The 16,158-nt window shown below is 46.1% G+C and carries 14 protein-coding genes and 1 pseudogene; 7 read left to right on the top strand and 8 right to left on the bottom strand.

Annotated features, from left to right (window positions below; all coding sequences use genetic code 11):
- Positions 1–14 precede the first annotated feature (14 nt).
- Complete coding sequence (gene eis, locus RJ60_RS08905; protein ID WP_103134488.1) at positions 15–1,199, bottom strand: enhanced intracellular survival protein Eis; 1,185 nt, start codon at positions 1,197–1,199, stop codon at positions 15–17.
- Between the two features lie 933 nt (positions 1,200–2,132).
- On the opposite strand from eis, the gene RJ60_RS08890 reads away from it, so the two are divergent.
- Complete coding sequence (locus tag RJ60_RS08890) at positions 2,133–3,701, top strand: tetratricopeptide repeat-containing diguanylate cyclase (protein ID WP_258006244.1); 1,569 nt, start codon at positions 2,133–2,135, stop codon at positions 3,699–3,701.
- A 91-nt stretch (positions 3,702–3,792) separates the two neighbouring features.
- Here RJ60_RS08890 and RJ60_RS08885 read toward each other — a convergent pair whose 3' ends face one another.
- The 3 genes from RJ60_RS08885 to RJ60_RS08875 all read right to left on the bottom strand — a co-directional run bounded on the left by RJ60_RS08885 (position 3,793) and on the right by RJ60_RS08875 (position 5,902).
- Positions 3,793–4,527, bottom strand: coding sequence for an ABC transporter permease (locus tag RJ60_RS08885; protein ID WP_103134485.1), 735 nt, complete (start codon positions 4,525–4,527; stop codon positions 3,793–3,795).
- Positions 4,524–5,489 (bottom strand): ABC transporter ATP-binding protein, encoded by a 966-nt coding sequence (locus RJ60_RS08880; RefSeq protein WP_103134484.1) that lies wholly within the window; start codon positions 5,487–5,489, stop codon positions 4,524–4,526. The genes RJ60_RS08885 and RJ60_RS08880 overlap by 4 nt, the downstream gene beginning before the upstream one ends.
- A 107-nt stretch (positions 5,490–5,596) precedes the next feature.
- Positions 5,597–5,902, bottom strand: coding sequence for a helix-turn-helix transcriptional regulator (locus RJ60_RS08875; RefSeq protein ID WP_103134483.1), 306 nt, complete (start codon positions 5,900–5,902; stop codon positions 5,597–5,599).
- 363 nt (positions 5,903–6,265) lie between these two features.
- On the opposite strand from RJ60_RS08875, the gene RJ60_RS08870 reads away from it, so the two are divergent.
- Both RJ60_RS08870 and RJ60_RS08865 read left to right on the top strand, forming a co-directional pair.
- A complete protein-coding gene (locus RJ60_RS08870) occupies positions 6,266–6,508 on the top strand; it encodes a hypothetical protein (protein WP_103134482.1) in 243 nt (80 codons plus the stop codon).
- Entirely contained in the window at positions 6,495–6,941 is a 447-nt protein-coding gene (locus RJ60_RS08865; protein ID WP_103134481.1) for a MarR family winged helix-turn-helix transcriptional regulator, read from the top strand. Before RJ60_RS08870 ends, RJ60_RS08865 begins: the two co-directional genes overlap by 14 nt.
- On the opposite strand, the gene RJ60_RS08860 is transcribed toward RJ60_RS08865, so the two are convergent.
- Both RJ60_RS08860 and RJ60_RS08855 read right to left on the bottom strand, forming a co-directional pair.
- A complete protein-coding gene (locus tag RJ60_RS08860; RefSeq protein WP_103134480.1) occupies positions 6,938–8,188 on the bottom strand; it encodes an anaerobic sulfatase maturase in 1,251 nt (416 codons plus the stop codon). The two genes, RJ60_RS08865 and RJ60_RS08860, sit on opposite strands and share 4 nt — an antisense overlap.
- 35 nt (positions 8,189–8,223) lie before the next feature.
- Complete coding sequence (locus RJ60_RS08855) at positions 8,224–9,834, bottom strand: arylsulfatase (protein ID WP_103134479.1); 1,611 nt, start codon at positions 9,832–9,834, stop codon at positions 8,224–8,226.
- Positions 9,835–10,364: 530 nt separating this feature from the next.
- Between RJ60_RS08855 and RJ60_RS08850 the strand changes: the two genes are divergently transcribed.
- Positions 10,365–11,228 (top strand): formylglycine-generating enzyme family protein, encoded by an 864-nt coding sequence (locus tag RJ60_RS08850; RefSeq protein WP_258006243.1) that lies wholly within the window; start codon positions 10,365–10,367, stop codon positions 11,226–11,228.
- Positions 11,229–11,372: 144 nt separating this feature from the next.
- On the opposite strand, the gene RJ60_RS16175 is transcribed toward RJ60_RS08850, so the two are convergent.
- Entirely contained in the window at positions 11,373–11,537 is a 165-nt protein-coding gene (locus tag RJ60_RS16175) for a hypothetical protein (protein ID WP_258006242.1), read from the bottom strand.
- A 484-nt stretch (positions 11,538–12,021) separates the two neighbouring features.
- On the opposite strand from RJ60_RS16175, the gene RJ60_RS08840 reads away from it, so the two are divergent.
- Together RJ60_RS08840 and RJ60_RS08835 are read left to right on the top strand one after the other, a co-directional pair.
- On the top strand, positions 12,022–12,531 hold the full coding sequence (locus RJ60_RS08840) for a PH domain-containing protein (RefSeq protein ID WP_103134478.1): 510 nt from the start codon (positions 12,022–12,024) through the stop codon (positions 12,529–12,531).
- A gap of 124 nt (positions 12,532–12,655) precedes the next feature.
- Positions 12,656–12,967, top strand: a complete 312-nt coding sequence (locus RJ60_RS08835; protein WP_258006241.1) for a VOC family protein — start codon at positions 12,656–12,658, stop codon at positions 12,965–12,967.
- 109 nt (positions 12,968–13,076) lie between these two features.
- Here the strand turns inward: RJ60_RS08835 and RJ60_RS15785 are convergent, their stop codons facing one another.
- The gene (locus RJ60_RS15785; RefSeq protein WP_219725872.1) at positions 13,077–15,182 is read right to left on the bottom strand and encodes an InlB B-repeat-containing protein; all 2,106 of its coding nucleotides are present in this window, start codon (positions 15,180–15,182) and stop codon (positions 13,077–13,079) included.
- A 684-nt stretch (positions 15,183–15,866) separates the two neighbouring features.
- On the opposite strand from RJ60_RS15785, the pseudogene RJ60_RS16170 reads away from it, so the two are divergent.
- Positions 15,867–16,158: pseudogene (locus RJ60_RS16170) on the top strand (IS1634 family transposase); the annotation flags it as partial.

Here is a 16,158-nt window from a genome sequence, read left to right as displayed (position 1 = left end):
TTAATCTGAAAGACCTAGAAGTGTTGAAGCACAAATGGCGTAGTCTTTGGAAGATCTTGACCACTGTAGCTGTTCGTCGCCTTCACTCTGCCAAACTCGATCATCTCCCTGAAATCACTCTTTCCACCAACTACAGAGGATAAGGTCGCAATATCACATTCGAGATCATAAGAATCAGAACGAGAGAAGCAGAGCTCACCATCCTTCATACACATTTCGAAGACACCGTTGTTCCACGAAGCCTGTTTATCACTTATCTTTATGCCGACCCGCATGTCTGGTGCGTCTATCTTCAGACCATTTAGCAACTCCAGATCGACGATCCGGATCATGGTTCTCAAAATGATATTCATCTCCGAGGGCCTATCGTTTAGATATGGCCAGAGAACAAAATCCGGAGGAAGATATGCGTGAACATGACATATCTGAAGAGAGAGTCCCTTCAAGAAACGGAACATTGCATGTCTGGTGACTATATCATCCGCGAGGAACATCGTAACTACAAACTTCAGCGATCTGTCCTTGTCAAAGCTGTCGTACAGAAAAACATAGCGAAGCATCCCTGTGGTCTTTCCATCTTTCTTGAATTTCACGAATTTCTTCGAAACATCCTCATCGGTTCTAAACTCGAAATCATTCTTCCACATTTCGGCGTCTCTCAGAATCATAGTGTAATGACTGCTTGCATAATCGTTATAGAACTCTCTAATCTCGCTGTCTGCATCTTCCATCTCTTCAATATTCACTTCGCAATCCAGCTCAGGAACGTTAATCATACCCGGAGAGAATTTAACCCCGAGCATCGAATCAAACTCCTCCCATCCCAGCTTTCTGTAGAAGCCGGCATTGAAAGGGTATAGTAGCGAGACTGCCTGCTTCTTCTCCCTCATAGTCTCCAGTGATCTTTCCATAAGGAACTTGACGGCTCCCTTGCCCCTGTATAGAGGACTTGTGCAGACATTTCCTACTCCCCCCATAGAGATGACCGACTGTCTTAGCCTCATCTTCAAAGAGAAGAGCAAAAACTCTGCCGCAAGAATCGACTCGTCGTAAGCCCCAATAGGGTCTCTTAGATTGTCATCGAAGACTTCACTTGCATGTTTCGACGCAGATCTCATCCAGCCACCAGGAATCCCAAAAGAAAACCTCATAAGATCGAGATAGTCCTTCACACTTTCGATCCTTCTATACTCAAACATCCTCTCACCCTCTCCGGAAGTAGTGTAAAAATAATAGCATATCGCGGGTAGCAGATAGCGGGCTGGAAAGAGCGAATATCAGTTGCAGGATGCAAGTTTAAGAAAAAAGACCGGGGTCGGGGGTTGCAGGTTAGAGGTTGGAAAGAGCGGAATAATATGCAAGGCTGGCTTCGCCTGGAAGTGAGGCTCGCTGGCGCGAGGAAGTGATGCCCGGAAGGGAATCCGGGGAAGTGATGCTGGCGCTTACGCACCAGGAGGCAAAAACCAAAGAAAAAGAGCCAGCAAATTAAAGTAATCTGATCAGGACGAACTTACTTTGTCATCCTGAAGAGCTCCTGTTCAGGATCTGGGCTTTGGAGGAACCGGGGTCGGGGATGGCAAATTGGGGGTTGGAAAGAGCAAAGAAAGCGGTTCACCGTTGAATGGTTCTCAGTTCACCAGGAGAATCTGTTATTCGTTCCAGAGCGAGGATCTGTTCTTCGTTCTTGGTTAGGGCCATTGAAGTAAGAGCATCAAGATTTCGACCAGGAGCTTCGTCGGAATGAGCGGCTCTTTCGAACAAACAGCTGCTCTCCCAAGAACGGCTTCTAGAGATCTAACCAGACCCTTGACCCCAGACCCGGTTCTTCCCTGCGCCTCATACCCGCGAAGTGATACGACTGGCTTTTGCGAAGGCGAGACTGGGACGCGTATCGTGACTGGCTTTCAAAAAGCCTCCTGCCCACTCCGAACGCCCGTTCTTTCTTGATGGCATGAATTTGCATACCGAACATGGCATGAATTTCAATCATTTGAACTGACCTTCTGTCGTCATATTATCAACTTGGCAGTCGAAGGATTTGCAGGTCATTCTCTGTTTGCTTGCAAGCGCCTACAATTTCTGTATTGTTGAAGATGAGCAAAGAATGTTGCACGACAGATGCGCGGGAGGCCATGATGAACGAGAAGAGGTCGATCGAAGAGATTATGAAAGCCTATTCAGAAGTCCCCTATGAGGATTTCAGGAAAAAGCTTGCAATCTTGAATGAGCTTTCGAAGATAATGTTCAAAGAGGGCAAACCTCTTCTCGCCTCGGAAACTGTTAAAGTGGAGCTTTCTAGAATTGAACCCCCTGAATGTATTGAGCTGGCCAACGTTGCGCATAACATGATTAAGTTCTCGTGCGTTGTGGGCAATTACGATGCATCGATCGAGTATGCCTTGAAAGCAATGGCTCTTTTCAGAGACTTTGGGACACCCGATGACGTTAACGATGTGATCGGAAACATTGGCGGTGTCTATGTCTACATGGAGCGGTTTCAAGAAGCCCTCGAATACACCGACAAGGCTCTTGAATACGCTCGAATGAAGGGCGATGATCTCGCGATAGCATACTTTCTGAACAACAAGGCAATAGCTCTAAAGAATCTGGAAAGATTTGACGAAGCCATAAACTGCCTTAGCAAATCTATAGAGATAAAGCTTGCTCTGGAACAGACTGCGGATCTATGCAATAGCTATTTCAATCTATCCGACACGCTTATAGTCTCAGGAAGATATGAAGAGGCTCCAGCTGTATTGAAGTTGGCCGAACCCCTTGTAGAAGAAATCGATGATCCGGCCAAGACTGCGGAATTCAATCTTCTGAAAATAGATTATTACATCGGGACCAAGTGCTATGAAAAAGCTCTTGTCAAACTGGATGCTTACATAGACTATCAGAAGGAATCGGGATTTATGTCTAAGATACCGAAAGCCATAAGAAAGAAGATCACTATTCTTGAAGAGCTAGGAGAAGGAAGATTGGCTCTTGAGCTTTACAAGGAACTTGACCTCTTATCCCAGAAGCTCTACAAAGAATCCAGCAGCGCCAAGGCTGCTGAATTGGGGGCTTCATTCAGATTTCAACAAAAGATGCACGAAATACAGCTACTGAGCAATCAGAACCTTGAGCTTCAGGAGGCAAAGGCAACGATCGAAAGTCAGTACAGAGAACTTCTAAAAATCGACCGCAAACTGAAGAATGCAAATGAGTTGCTCGAGAAACAGGCCGAGATAGACCCATTGACGGGCCTCCTAAACCAGAAAAAGATGTATCCCATAATTAAAAGAGAGATAAAGAGAGCCTCGCGATACGGAACTCCACTATCCATGATCATGATAGATCTTGACAACTTCAAGAACATAAATGATACTTACGGCCACCTTAAGGGAGATATGTCACTCAAGAATGTGGCGGGCATGATCAGGTCTTCTCTTAGAGAGGTTGACTTTGTCTTCAGGTACGGCGGGGAGGAATTTCTTGTTCTTCTACCCTCGAGTGATTTGCAGATGGCAAGATCAACCGCAGATCGTCTCCGGGAGAAGCTGGCCGAAACCACAGACCCTCCAATAACGATGAGCGCCGGTGTGTGCAGCTGGTCAGATGAAGACGCAACTCAGTTCATTCAGAAAACCGACCGCCTTTTGTATGAAGCAAAAGACAAAGGCAAGAACAGAGTCGAATCTCAAGGAGATATTTGATCAGAAGATCGGCGCAGCCTCAACCGAAAGGAAAACAGAACGTTCGGTCTCATAGAGTTTCCGGAAAAGCGGACTCATGTAACCCCGGAGGCTAGTAAATCCATCTCCTCTCAATATTCCGTGTACTTATCAGAAAGAGAAACACGGCAAAGCCCAATAGTATAAAAACGCTCACCAGAGGGTTTATAATTCCATTTCCGTTTATCGCATGTTTAAGAGAATCGGCACCATATGTCAGAGGAAGGATGAAGGAAAAAGGTCTGAGAAAGACCGGAAGATTCTCTATCGGAATGAAGAGTCCGCAGAGAAACATCATAGGGAAACGGAAGAAGTTAGAAAACGTCTGCGCCTCGAATACTTCGTTGACCGAAACGGCAATGAAAAGACCAAGAAAGGTCGAAGTCACGGCAATCAACAGAACGCTAACTGAAACCAGGAACCAGTTTATTCCAGATAAGTCGACAATCAAGAGGGCAAAGAGAACGGGAATGAAAGCATTGATAATCCCGAAAAGTATCGCCCCAGTCGTCTTTGCAAGCATGAGCAGCTTCAAGCTGATGGGAGCGAGAAGCAACCGCTCGAAAGACCTGCTCTTCCTTTCAAAGGTAATCGTTACCGCAAGCATCGAAGTAGTTCCGAAGAGAACGGAAAGCGACATCACACCGGGCAAAATACCCCTTATGTCCACAGGACCTTCCGATCGAACAAAGAACATCAGCGTCCAGGAAATTGGGAAGATAATGCCCCAGCTTATGTTGGGCGGTTTCAAATAGTAGTTCTTCATATCCTTCATCAGTATCGTCCAGTAAGCGAGTGCACTGCTCATCTCTTCTTTCCCTCCTTCTCCTTCTTCATTCTATCGACTTCTATTCCGGTCACTTCAACAAAGACCTCTTCAAGAGAAGGCTGAATAATCTTAGCCTCGTAAACATCGATACCTCTGGAACTGAAGAAGCTCATAAACGGCATCAGCTTTATTGGTTCCCGAGAAGCTATTCTAATGGTATTGTCGGAACGCATGCTTATGGACACATCGCTGAACTCTTCTGACACTTCAGTTTTGAACTCCGAAGGATCCTTCCCGAGAGTCAGCTCGACTATGCTCTCTTTCTGAGCATCTTTCATCAATTCGCTGACGGTTCCAATCTTTACAACCTTGCCTCCGACTATGAACCCTATCCTGTCGCACAACCTCTCCGCTTCTTCAATGTAATGGGTAGTAAGAAATATGGTCGTTCCCCTGTCATTCAATTCCCTTACCAGTCTTCTTATTTGCCTCGCGCTCTCTACATCTATACCAGTTGTGGGTTCATCCAGGAAGAGAATCTCCGGATCATGAATTATGCCTGCAGCTATGGTTAGTTTTCTCTTCATACCCTTGGAAAAGGCTTTGAAAGGGTTCTTGCCTGTATCTGCGAGCCCAAACAGCTCAAGCAACTCTCTGGCCCTTCCTTCCCTCGCCGCCTTTCTTACTCCGTAAAGAGCCGAACAGAAGACCAGATTCTCATAGCCGCTCAGATCATCGTACAGGTTGCTTTCATCGGGCACAATTCCTATTATCCGCTGCACTCTCTTGATCTCCCTGATGCCGTCTTCGCCCGCAATACTTATACTTCCCGATGTCGGTCTTGCAAGACCTGTAAGCATGTTTATCGTTGTAGTCTTTCCGGCACCGTTGGGACCGAGGAAACCGAACACCTCTCCTTTCAAGACCGAAAAGTCGATTCCGTTGACCGCTTTGAATCCGTCGTAGTCTTTTGAGAGACGTGAAACTTCGATGATATTCACTCTTGTTCCTCCCGTATAAATCGCTTATTTATAAAACATATTCAGTGAAATTCGGATTAGAAAGGCGTGCCTGCTGAAAGGAAGAAGATTCCACCTTGTATCCTCTCTCATTCGGCAGAACATTCGGCTACTAGATCCGAATCGGAAGTCGCCTCGCTAAGCTTGGTAAGCTGGCTTGCCAGTCTATTCAAGGGCTCTCTATTCATTGAGTAATGGGTGAAGTAACCCCGCTTCTCTGCACTTACAAGGCCAACGCCACGTAGCACTTTCAGATGTTGTGATATGGCTGATTCAGACACTCCCATTCTCTTTGCAAGAGCTTTCACACAGAAGTCTCTTTGAAGAAGCAGCTTGATTATCTCGAACCTTGTGCTATCCGCAATAGCCTTCAAAACATCTATTTCAAGAGTCAATGAGAAGTTTCCTCCAATCCAATTAAGTGCTTGCTTAATTGGATTATAGTAGATTTTGGGTAATCATTCAACAGTAAATCTCGTGTCTGGAATTCTTGGATTGGTCCATCTCTTCCTGAAATTGCTGCAAGGTCGCTTTGTCTCACGAATGTTATCCTTCCAATAAACAGTTGTTATCTTCTTGGTAATACTAATTACGATAATTACCAATGCTTATTCAAGAAGGTGAAGAACAGCAAGAGACTGTCCCTGCAGAAAAACGAAGTTCGAGTTCCACGGTGTATGGGATAAATGCCGGAGCAAGCACGAGAGAGTCGGATCGCTTCCGGCCTGTGAAAGGAAGAGAAGAAGGAATCGGAAGTAATGAAAAAACTTATCAACCGTATCCTGTTGATTGTAGCGATTTCCCCGCTCGTACCAGCTGTCGCCACACTTTTCCCCTGGGAAGCTTCGAAGCCCAATTGCCTCGGCTACTATTCTGTCTGTTCTTTTGCACCGTATAGCTCCATTATCCTTACAGGGATTGCGTTTGCCACACTCGATCTTATTATCGCAACCAAGAGGCTGCTGAAGAGGTTTCTGAGGTTATCCAATGATCTTCGATGACAAGATTGGAAGCCTATTCGAGAAAATAGCTTCTCTGCACATAAATCTAAGCAGACATGCACAGATTGCTCTGGAACCTCTAGGTATTACCTACCCGCAGTTCGGCGCATTGCTCGTTCTTTCGAACCTCGGGGAGATGATCCAAAAGCAGCTCTCCTCACATCTCGAAACGGACACAACAAACACCATGGTGATATGTATCGGACTGGAAAAGAGGAAGCCCATAACGAGAAAGCAGTCCTTTGAGGACAAGCGCGCCAACGTCGTCTCGATAACCGCGAAGGGAAAAGAGCTGTTTCAAGAGTCCATGGCAGTGCTTGCAGGGATTTACGGACCTGTGGCAAATTCCATTACGGGAAAAGAAAGAGAAGTCGCAAACGAGATCCTCGGCAAACTTCTTGAAACGCTGAATTCTTTCGGTAAGGAAAGTTAGATTTTCTTCTGTTTCGTTGCCCTGAGGATTTCCGCGAGTTCCTTCATATATGGGTATATATGATGAAAGTACTTTTTCAGTCCGGCACAGAGATAGTTCAATCCCGGTTCTCCGTCTGGCGTTTTGACGAATCGGTTCTTTGGACACTCTCCATGACAGGCAAAGAGATATTCGCACCTGTTGCAGTATTCTGGAAGCGCGGCAGCCTTCGAAACTCCAAAGACAGTCTGTGATGTGGAAGTTACCATTTGGAGCAACCTATGGTCCTTAATGTTCCCAAGCCTGTGCTCGGGATAGACAAAGTGATCGCAGGAGTACAGGCTTCCATCGGCCTCCAGTGCAAGTGCCCTTCCACAAGTCTCGGAGAAGATACACAACGATGCCTCCATACCGAGCCACTGGGCAAGAGCACACTCAAAGAGAAAGACAAAGACTTTGCCAATATCCTCCCTGTACCAGATATCGAAAACACAGTTGAGAAAACTCCCGTAGTCTTCAGGAACGACCGACCAATCGGCAACGAGCGAACCATGCTTACCTGGCAGGGCTTCGGAAGATCCTGTAGTCGGCATGCTTTCTTCGGAAATGAATGTAGTGGGCGAGCTATTAAATACCTTCGGTTCTGCGATAGGAATAAACTGCATTCTGGTTGAACCGGCTGTATCCCTCAAAAAACGATACACTTCTCTAGGATACTTCGCGTTTATTCTGTTGACCACGGTCAGGGTGTTGAAGGGAATCTCGTACTTGTGCAAAAGCTTTATGGCATTGAAGACCTTCTGGAAGGTCGGGTCTCCTCTCCTTGTCTTTCTGTAAACGTTATGCAGTCTCTCTGGTCCATCGATGCTTATCCCAACCAGGAAGTTGTGTTCTTTGAGAAACTCGCACCACTTTTCATCGAGCAATGTTCCGTTTGTCTGAAGGTCGTTTGCAACTTTCTTGCCTGGAGGGCAATACAGCCTCTCGTATTCGACAACCCTCCTGAAGAAATCTACACCGAGAAGAGTAGGTTCCCCTCCTTGCCAGGTGAAGACTATCTCTGGAACTGTTTGTGAGTTGATGTACTCGTAGATGAACCTCTCTAGAACCTCGTCACTAATAACTCTTCTGCTGTTGATAAGTTCTTGCTTATGTAGATAGAAACAGTAGGCACAGTCGAGATTGCACAGAGCTCCTGTCGGCTTGGCCATGACGTGAAATGCCGTAATGCTTTTTGGAGCTCTCCTATCGGCTGCGCCCATTTCCATCTTCTATACCTCCAAAATCCTGGGTCCAGATCGGTTTAATGTCCCGTGATTATCTTTACAACAGGTGGATAATCTCGGAACGTCGCTATGTGTTTTTGCATCGCTTCTATGAAAAGATCTGTGTAAACAAGTTTTCTTATCGACACGTTGTGTTCTTCTTTCGGGTCCAGGTAGAGATTGTACAGGTGATAATACGGGAAGGCCATCATGTAACCGGTGAAACCTCCAGGATTCACGATTCCCTCGCCCGAATCCGACTCAGCGAACTGCACATACTTGTATTCAGCCAGCCTTATAGCGGAGAAGTAGCTCATTAGCCAGTAGTAAATGTACTTCCTGTTTGAAAAACCTTCCTCTGCCAGAAGGAACGAAGTCTGGTCAATTCCGTCTATGTACCTGTCCGTCGGAATGAAGTCGGTTGCTCCGCCGAGTGTCAAACAAGTATTGAAGATGTCGGCGATATCGAATAATCCGTCCGAGACGCGCCCGGGTTCTATCATACCCTTCCAGTAGAAGATCGCCGGAACTCTGACCCCGCCTTCCCAGGTAGATCCTTTCGCCCCTCTGAATGGCGAATAGGCGCTGTCAGGCCAGGATTCCATTTCGGGACCATTGTCGGAAGCTATGAAGATGAGCGTGTTCTCAAGTTGTCCCGTTCTCTCAAGGGCATCCACCAGCTCCCCCATTATGTCGTCGAGCTCTATGATCGTGTCCTTATAAACCTGTTTTGCCGGAGATGACCCTTTGTACTCGTCTCTAGGATAGTTGTCAAAGTGAGCGCCTCTCGTACAGTGATAAAGGAAGAAGGGCTGGTCACTATCGGCCATCTTTTCAATGAAGGCAATCGAGTAGTCCTTCCAGTACTCGTCCAAATGAGACAAGACGTCTATGTCTATCTCCTTCACCCGTTCAAGGGTTCCACCCTTTTCTGCGTGCACCCAGTACTTCTCGAAAGCAAACTCGCGCATCATTTCAGTTCTCTCTTCGCTGTAAACGATTTCGGGGTAGAAGTAAGGATCTCTCCACTCTGTGTAGAGATCCGAAACGCTGAGAAAACCCGAGAAGTCATCAAATCCGACGTTCTGTGGCTGAGAACCGGGGTTCTCTCCCATGTGCCATTTTCCCACAGCTTGAGTAACGTAGCCGGCATCGCTCAACAACTGGGCAAGTGTAACTGCATTTGTCAGCCCTCCGGGTTCATTGTAAAGAGTCGGCCTTAGTATCCCATGCCTGACTGGGAGCTGCCCTGTAAGAAGAGTCGCTCTGGTTGGTGAAGAAGAAGGCTGTGAATAAGCAGAGGTAAGCATGAGTCCGCCTCTTGCAAGAGCATCCATATTTGGAGTCGGTGCTCCGACGGCAACTCCCCCTCCGTAGACTCCCAGATCTCCCCATCCAACATCATCCATTAGATAAATAAGGATATTCGGCTGCCTTCCCGTTCTGCTAACGAATTCGGCGAGTTTGGCAAGTGCCTCTTCCCTCTGTTCAGGATGCGGAATCACTTCCTCGAGATTTGGCGCCGGCTTCACAGTCTGAAGCGCCATTGTGTCCTCGTAATTGGCTGCCATTGCTGATGTAAGGGCAATGGCACCACCAGTAGCACCGACAAGCACCTTTCTCAATAACCTGGAACCCTGAAATTCCATACCATCATCTCCTCTTAGATTCTCTTTCGAAGAACAGGTTTAGAAACGGAGGAACCACCAAATAACATGGGCTGTATAAGTAGCTATGTATTGCTTGAAACACGTATTTCGATTTTCGAGGAAATATCTGATTCTACGTGGCTGTCTTGGTGTTGCAAATGCCAGAAAAATACTATCACAAAGCTATTCAAAATCGGAGAGATATCTTGTGTGTAAAATGAAACGTTCCAGGGGATCGGATTTGGATCGAACTTGTTTGGCCGGATTCTCAACTTTCATCTCTGCAGCCAGTAACCGTAATCATGATCACGCTAAGGTAGTGATAGAAGTTAAGACGCTCTTAAGGTTCAGTCTACAGCAGCTCATTTTGACCGATAGTGTTACCAAGTCGTTTGATTTACATTAGAGATCTCTTTGCGCTATCGAAACCTGATGATATATTGAATCAAGGCCCCGCGCCATTCCTTACAGACCGATCCTCAGACTCACTGCCTAAACTGGTGTGGAGCCAGTCTTAAGGAGGCGATCTCATGAAGAAGGTAACGTCAATCCTAATCTCGATAGTATCTATAGCCATCCTCGTCACTGTTCTATTGCTTGCACTGAAACCGGCAAAGGAGTCCCCTCCGGCCGAAAGCATCGTGGATATGGTTCTCGTGGAAAACGGTTCCTTCACTATGGGTGACACATGGGGAAATGGAAAGGATGACGAGAAACCTGCTCATGAAGTAACGATCTCCTATGATTTCGAAATGGGGAATTATGAGATTGCCTTTGCCCAGTATGATCTCTTCTGTAAGGAGACAGAGAGAACTCTTCCCGGAGATGAAAACTGGGGAAGGGATAAGAGACTGGTTATCAACATTACTTGGATGGACGCCATAGCTTTCTGCAACCGGTTGAGCGAGAGGGAAAAGCTTTCTAAGGCTTACGACGATAATGGTTACTTTCTCGACAAAAACGGGAAGATGATGGCCGATCCATCTAAGGTAGTCGGATACAGGTTGCCCAACGAAGCGGAATGGGAATATGCTGCAAGGGGAGGAAGCAAGAGCGAAGGTTGCCTCTACTCGGGCGGAAACGAAGCCGACCTCATAGCGTGGTTCGCAGACAATTCGGGAGATATGACCCATGAAGTGGGCAAGAAAGATCCAAATGAACTGGGACTACACGATATGAGTGGTAACGTCTTTGAATGGTGCTCAGACGTATATGATGCCTTCTTCTACCTGAGAAGCCCTGAAAAGGATCCATTCAATCAGGCACTGGGAAACAAAGTGCTTAGAGGGAGAGGCTGGTGGGATGGCGTGCTGAGGGTAACTCTTCGGAGCTACAGCTCTCAAGAAAGCAAGTCCAATCTGTTTGGATTCAGAGTCTGCCGTACAAAGACATAACTCCCAGAACAAAGTCTGAGAGTCATATCATTGGAAATGCTATTTGCTCTTTCGGTAGCGGAGCGTCCGAATCTAAACCAGCAGGACAGGGCTATTTGTACAGGAAGCCGTCACTGATAAGATTGTCGTAATCATCGTATATCTTTATCCGTAGTTTACCAGCTCGGCCTGAATTATCCTCTCTCTCCAATAGGAGTCGTACCAGCCGTACTCCCCGACAAAGCTTCGGTTGGCTCTTCTATTTACTATGTTCACGCTGTAAGAGTCATTGTCGAACGATATAGATCCGGTGTTGTTTGAGTTAATCACTAGAACCGTATCATAGTTACCATAGGCATCAGTAATGACTCCTTCTCAAATTTCATCTAGCATGTCGGCAAATGAGAAACGCCCACCAAGCAGGAACACCAGAATCACGACTACGGGTACCACTTCTTCATGGACACACCTCCAAAAAAATTGCGTACCAACAATCTCCAGGAGCAGCTTCAGATAAGAAAGAAGACACTCGCTGTGGAGAATCTCAAATTCATTCTATGACATCCAGTCTCACATAATCTTGATTGAATAGCGGTGCGAAACAGCTTCTAATCTTGTATGCAGCATGGAATTCAATCCATGTTCTATCATTTGGATCGATTATCACTTCAACAAGAGCTTTAAACTTTCAACTCTCCAGATAACTAACTCTCTGTATTTAACCGCCATTAATTTATGATCTCAACAACATATGAAGATCAGAATAATTCGAATGTGTAATAATTGAATCGAATTTCCTTTGAGGAGGTAAGATATGGAGACAGTCGTATTCAAGTTTTCATTACCAACATCCGCGATTATGCTGAATATTGGCATCGTTGTTTTCGTTGCGGTGATATTCGTTTTCTCCCTGTTCAAGACAAAGGGCTGGCAGAAAACTCTTTCGCTAATCATCACGGGCGGCCTGTTCGTCTTCTTCATATTTATCTTCCTGATATTTCCATTCACAAATGCCGTGAAATGCGACGGCGAAAGTGTTGTGCTGAACGCACTTCCCTTCGGAAGGAAGACGATAGCGATAGATTCGGCCGAAATTGTGGGGATTATCGATTGGACGGAAGAGAGAGACTTCGAGCCGACGGTAAGAACCAACGGAGCATCTACAGGTCTATACAAAGTGGGTTGGTTCCGACTCAGAAATGGCTCCAAGGCCTTCATCATGACTGCAAGATCGGAAGTCTTCGTCATGAAATCCGAGGAAACATACTACTTGATCTCTCCGGATGAGCTTCAGGAATTTGCCAGCGTAATTTCCTCAAATTAGCAACAAAGGACGAGGTTAGAGTTTAATGGTCGGAGGTCGGAAGATCAGGAGAGGCTAGTTCTTCTCTGAATCTTCCAGAGCGAGGATCTGTTCTTCTTGGTTGAGGCCAAAAATCAGGAGTGGGATGATGATTCTGGGTTCTTCATACCTCTATCCTCATACCTCTAAACTCTTCAGCGCCCACCACGCCAGGTGGCAGTCCTATAAACTCGATGGAACGGACGGCTTTGGGATAATCGAAACTCCGGGATTGAAAAGAAACGGCAATTCAGACATCTTGAACTTCCGAATCACCGGTATCGAAGAGCTTTGGAACAGAATCAAAGACTCTGTTGAGATCGATACTCCACTTGAAACGACTCCTTATGGAATCCTGAAATTCGTAATCAAAGACCCAGACGGTTTCAGAATCGGTTTTGTAGAGAAGAAAGCCTGAGGATTCGTTCCCCAGGCTTTCTCAATTATCCGATACTCCTGTCTTCAGTTTATATGTCACGCTTCTCAAAATGAATCAACAAAGCTTCGCTTTCACGCGCAGAGAGGTTCTAGTTAAGCGGATGGAATGATGCAAACAGGCTAATGTTTTCCTGCAGATTGCTTATAGTAAGAGTCTGACTCTCACTGAAGACGCTCCCGCATGGATCGTAGCACCAGACACTAAATCCATATCCAGGATTCGGCATCGCACTTATAACCGTGCTCGACCCCTTTGGGAATTGACCTCCTCCGCTAACTTGACCACCTTCCGGTGGTTCAGATCTCAAGTTCACAGTAATTGTGTCGGGCACATCCAGGTCGAAATTGCCAACTATGGTAAATTCAGTGCAGCCGATACAAGTCGATCTAGCAAGGAAGAAGGTGGAATTCCCTTCCCATAATGGGTTATCGCTGAACTCAGCTCCCTCAAAAGTCCAGTTCCTGAATACGTAATTGTCATTAGGAACCGCACCCAGCGTCATCGGATCGCCGTATATGAATACACCACTTTCCATAACTTCCCCGCCTTCGGGAGGATTTGCAACTACGTTGAAATGATAGAAGACCGGCGGGAACCAAGCGACTATTGGAAGGGTATCGGTCACACCCTGTGTCGGCAGCCACTCCGATGTGTTAAATGTGTATGGAAGATCCTCACTCAACATTTCTCCGTCAGTGTGCCAACCTCCGAAATCAAAGTGCTCAATCGGCGTTGCTCCAAGCGTGACATCTTCTCCATACGAATATTTGCCTGCGCCGCTCACCTCACCTTTGTCCGTAGGTGAAGCATCGATCGTAATCAGTAGCCATCCCGGTGGCGGGGTCTGAGGTTGGAACTTCGCCGTAAAGATGAAGGTGTTTTCTGTACTGGTTACGGGAAGCGTATGAGTATCCAGAAAGCTGGCGGTGTCAAGGGTGAAGCTCGGGGATCCACTCATGTTTTCCTCACCGTAGTACCAACCCTCAAATGTGTACAACTCATTTGGTACGGCCAGGAATGAAACGTTGTCTCCATAAGAGGCAGTACCTCCGCCGGTTGCCGTTCCGCCTTCAGGAGGTTCTGCAACCGCATTGAATGAATATTGTATATCTTCAAATACTCCCTGTAAGGGAATCGCGGTGTATGTGGCACCCTCAGTGTACCATTCATTTGCGGGGAAAGTGTAAGTGGCGCCTTCACTTAGCTGTACCCCGTCAAAGTACCACCCATCGAAATTGAAATGGTCTGAAGGTGTAGCCACGACAGTTACGTAACTTCCGTAAGGATACAATCCCGCACCCCAGGTTTCACCGCCATAAACTGGAGTCGCCTCGATTGTGACGTCGAGATGCCACTGTGGGGCCGAAGGATCGAATCTACCCTCTACTGTGAATTCCGTACAGGTTATGCATTCAGTATGCTCGAGGATTTCGATGGTGTTAACCATGTCAACGGCTTGATCACTAAACATATAGCTGTCAATCCACCATCCTGCAAAGCCATAGCCTTCACTAGACCATGCGCTCAGATTTAGAGAATCCCCATAATCTACAGCTCCTCCGCCGGCCACTTCTCCACCTTCAGGGGGAACAGGCACAAGATTGAAAGTGTACTGCATTGGATTGAATCCTACCATCAGGCTAACATCCTTCAGAGCCTGAAAAGAAACAACTGGTTCAGTGTAAATAGGATCGTCACCGCTTTCCTCAAAACTCGCTTCTTCAGGTTCGTCGAGATACCAACCACTGAAAGTGTGATGAATGGATGGCGTGGCCATTATCGTAACGAGATCTCCGTAGATGTACTCGCCGTCTCCACTGAACTCTCCCCCATTCGGAGGATCTGCCGTGATTGAGATCACAACCTTAACTGTAAAGAAGATGCTATAGGTTAAACTCTCCTTTCCGTTAAGAGAGGTGACCAGTACCGTTGCAGTTCCGGGAAGCGTCTCTGCATTAGAGATAACTATGTTCGCCCCTTCAACTGCGGGAACGGCAGTAACGGTCGGCGGTTCAGTTGTGCCCGACGGAAGCACAATCGAATAGTCAGTTTTCTTCGCGCTGAATTCCGGAACTTCAACTCCGTTGTACAAAAGCTCTTTAAGAGTCGCATCGGCCGCTTTCCAGAAAGCGGGACAACCGGTGATCATAACAAGAAGCAATGCAACGACAAGATACACATAAGCTCTTTTCATCTTCATCCCTCCTCCATGAACAACATTTGGTAATCCTTCACAAGATTCTATGAAACTTCCAATAGCCAGTTCATAAACTATCCAAGGAGCCTGAATGTGTAGAGAGAGTATGAGTGAGGAACAGAGAAGGGCGTATTTCTTTCTTTAATTCAGTCTAGCATCAGCGGAATGAAAAGCACTCGAACTCCAAGGGTTTAGAAATTGAGATTTCATGGTCATTTAATATCATTTCTCATCGATGAACTGTATACTTTTAGACACTGATCTCATAATCCGCCTCTGGAGAATTTTTTGGTGAGATTGCTTGCACTGATGACTCTCTGAAGGGACTTCGACAAAGCATTTTAATCCGACTCATTGCCGCAAAAGTTACATTATGTGTTGAATGCAAGATCTAGCGAGGGAAAACAAAGTATATTTAGAATCTATATCAGTAATTTCGCATATATGTGACCATAACGCATACTCTCATTAACTTTCGAAAGCTTCCCGCACTTCTGAGGCCTTTCTTGACTTTATCACTTGGACCCATAAAACAAAGAAGATAGCGTCTCAAACCCGCATGGTTTCGTAAACGCTATTTTTTTGTCTATATTTTGTAGTGGCAACTGATTATAAGATATAGTTGGCTATTAATTATACTAGTACTTGCTTATAGGAGTATTTGTATGATATAATGTAGTCATGTTTATAAAGCCCACGAAATCTAAGAACTTTACGTATGCTCAGTTAGTTGAATCTTACCGTGACGAAGAAGGAAAGAGTCGTCACAGGGTTATCTTTAACCTTGGAAGAGTAGAGGACAATCCTTCTTTGCTCAGAATTGGACAAAGGTTGGTAGAGCTTGCTAGTGGAAAGAAGGTTTGTTCTATTGAAGATTTACAAGGAGAAGAGATCCTTGGTTGGGGACATGTCATATACAAGAAACTGTGGCAAGAATACGAACTTGACAGGATACTGAAATACGTTTCTGAGA

The organism is Mesotoga sp. B105.6.4, assembly GCF_002896535.1.
In the GTDB taxonomy this organism is placed as follows: domain Bacteria; phylum Thermotogota; class Thermotogae; order Petrotogales; family Kosmotogaceae; genus Mesotoga.
Note: the sequence above shows the minus strand (reverse complement) of the source record. Positions and strands in the feature narration are given on the sequence as shown.

What these genes read in the sequence shown, in the direction of transcription:
- eis (WP_103134488.1), bottom strand. Translation starts at nt 1,199, where the DNA reads ATGTTTGAGTATAGAAGGATCGAAAGTGTGAAGGACTATCTCGATCTT.
- RJ60_RS08890 (WP_258006244.1), top strand. Translation starts at nt 2,133, where the DNA reads ATGATGAACGAGAAGAGGTCGATCGAAGAGATTATGAAAGCCTATTCA.
- RJ60_RS08885 (WP_103134485.1), bottom strand. Translation starts at nt 4,527, where the DNA reads ATGAGCAGTGCACTCGCTTACTGGACGATACTGATGAAGGATATGAAG.
- RJ60_RS08870 (WP_103134482.1), top strand. Translation starts at nt 6,266, where the DNA reads ATGAAAAAACTTATCAACCGTATCCTGTTGATTGTAGCGATTTCCCCG.
- RJ60_RS08865 (WP_103134481.1), top strand. Translation starts at nt 6,495, where the DNA reads ATGATCTTCGATGACAAGATTGGAAGCCTATTCGAGAAAATAGCTTCT.
- RJ60_RS08860 (WP_103134480.1), bottom strand. Translation starts at nt 8,188, where the DNA reads ATGGAAATGGGCGCAGCCGATAGGAGAGCTCCAAAAAGCATTACGGCA.
- RJ60_RS08855 (WP_103134479.1), bottom strand. Translation starts at nt 9,834, where the DNA reads ATGGAATTTCAGGGTTCCAGGTTATTGAGAAAGGTGCTTGTCGGTGCT.
- RJ60_RS08850 (WP_258006243.1), top strand. Translation starts at nt 10,365, where the DNA reads ATGAAGAAGGTAACGTCAATCCTAATCTCGATAGTATCTATAGCCATC.
- RJ60_RS08840 (WP_103134478.1), top strand. Translation starts at nt 12,022, where the DNA reads ATGGAGACAGTCGTATTCAAGTTTTCATTACCAACATCCGCGATTATG.
- RJ60_RS08835 (WP_258006241.1), top strand. Translation starts at nt 12,656, where the DNA reads ATGATGATTCTGGGTTCTTCATACCTCTATCCTCATACCTCTAAACTC.
- RJ60_RS15785 (WP_219725872.1), bottom strand. Translation starts at nt 15,182, where the DNA reads ATGAAAAGAGCTTATGTGTATCTTGTCGTTGCATTGCTTCTTGTTATG.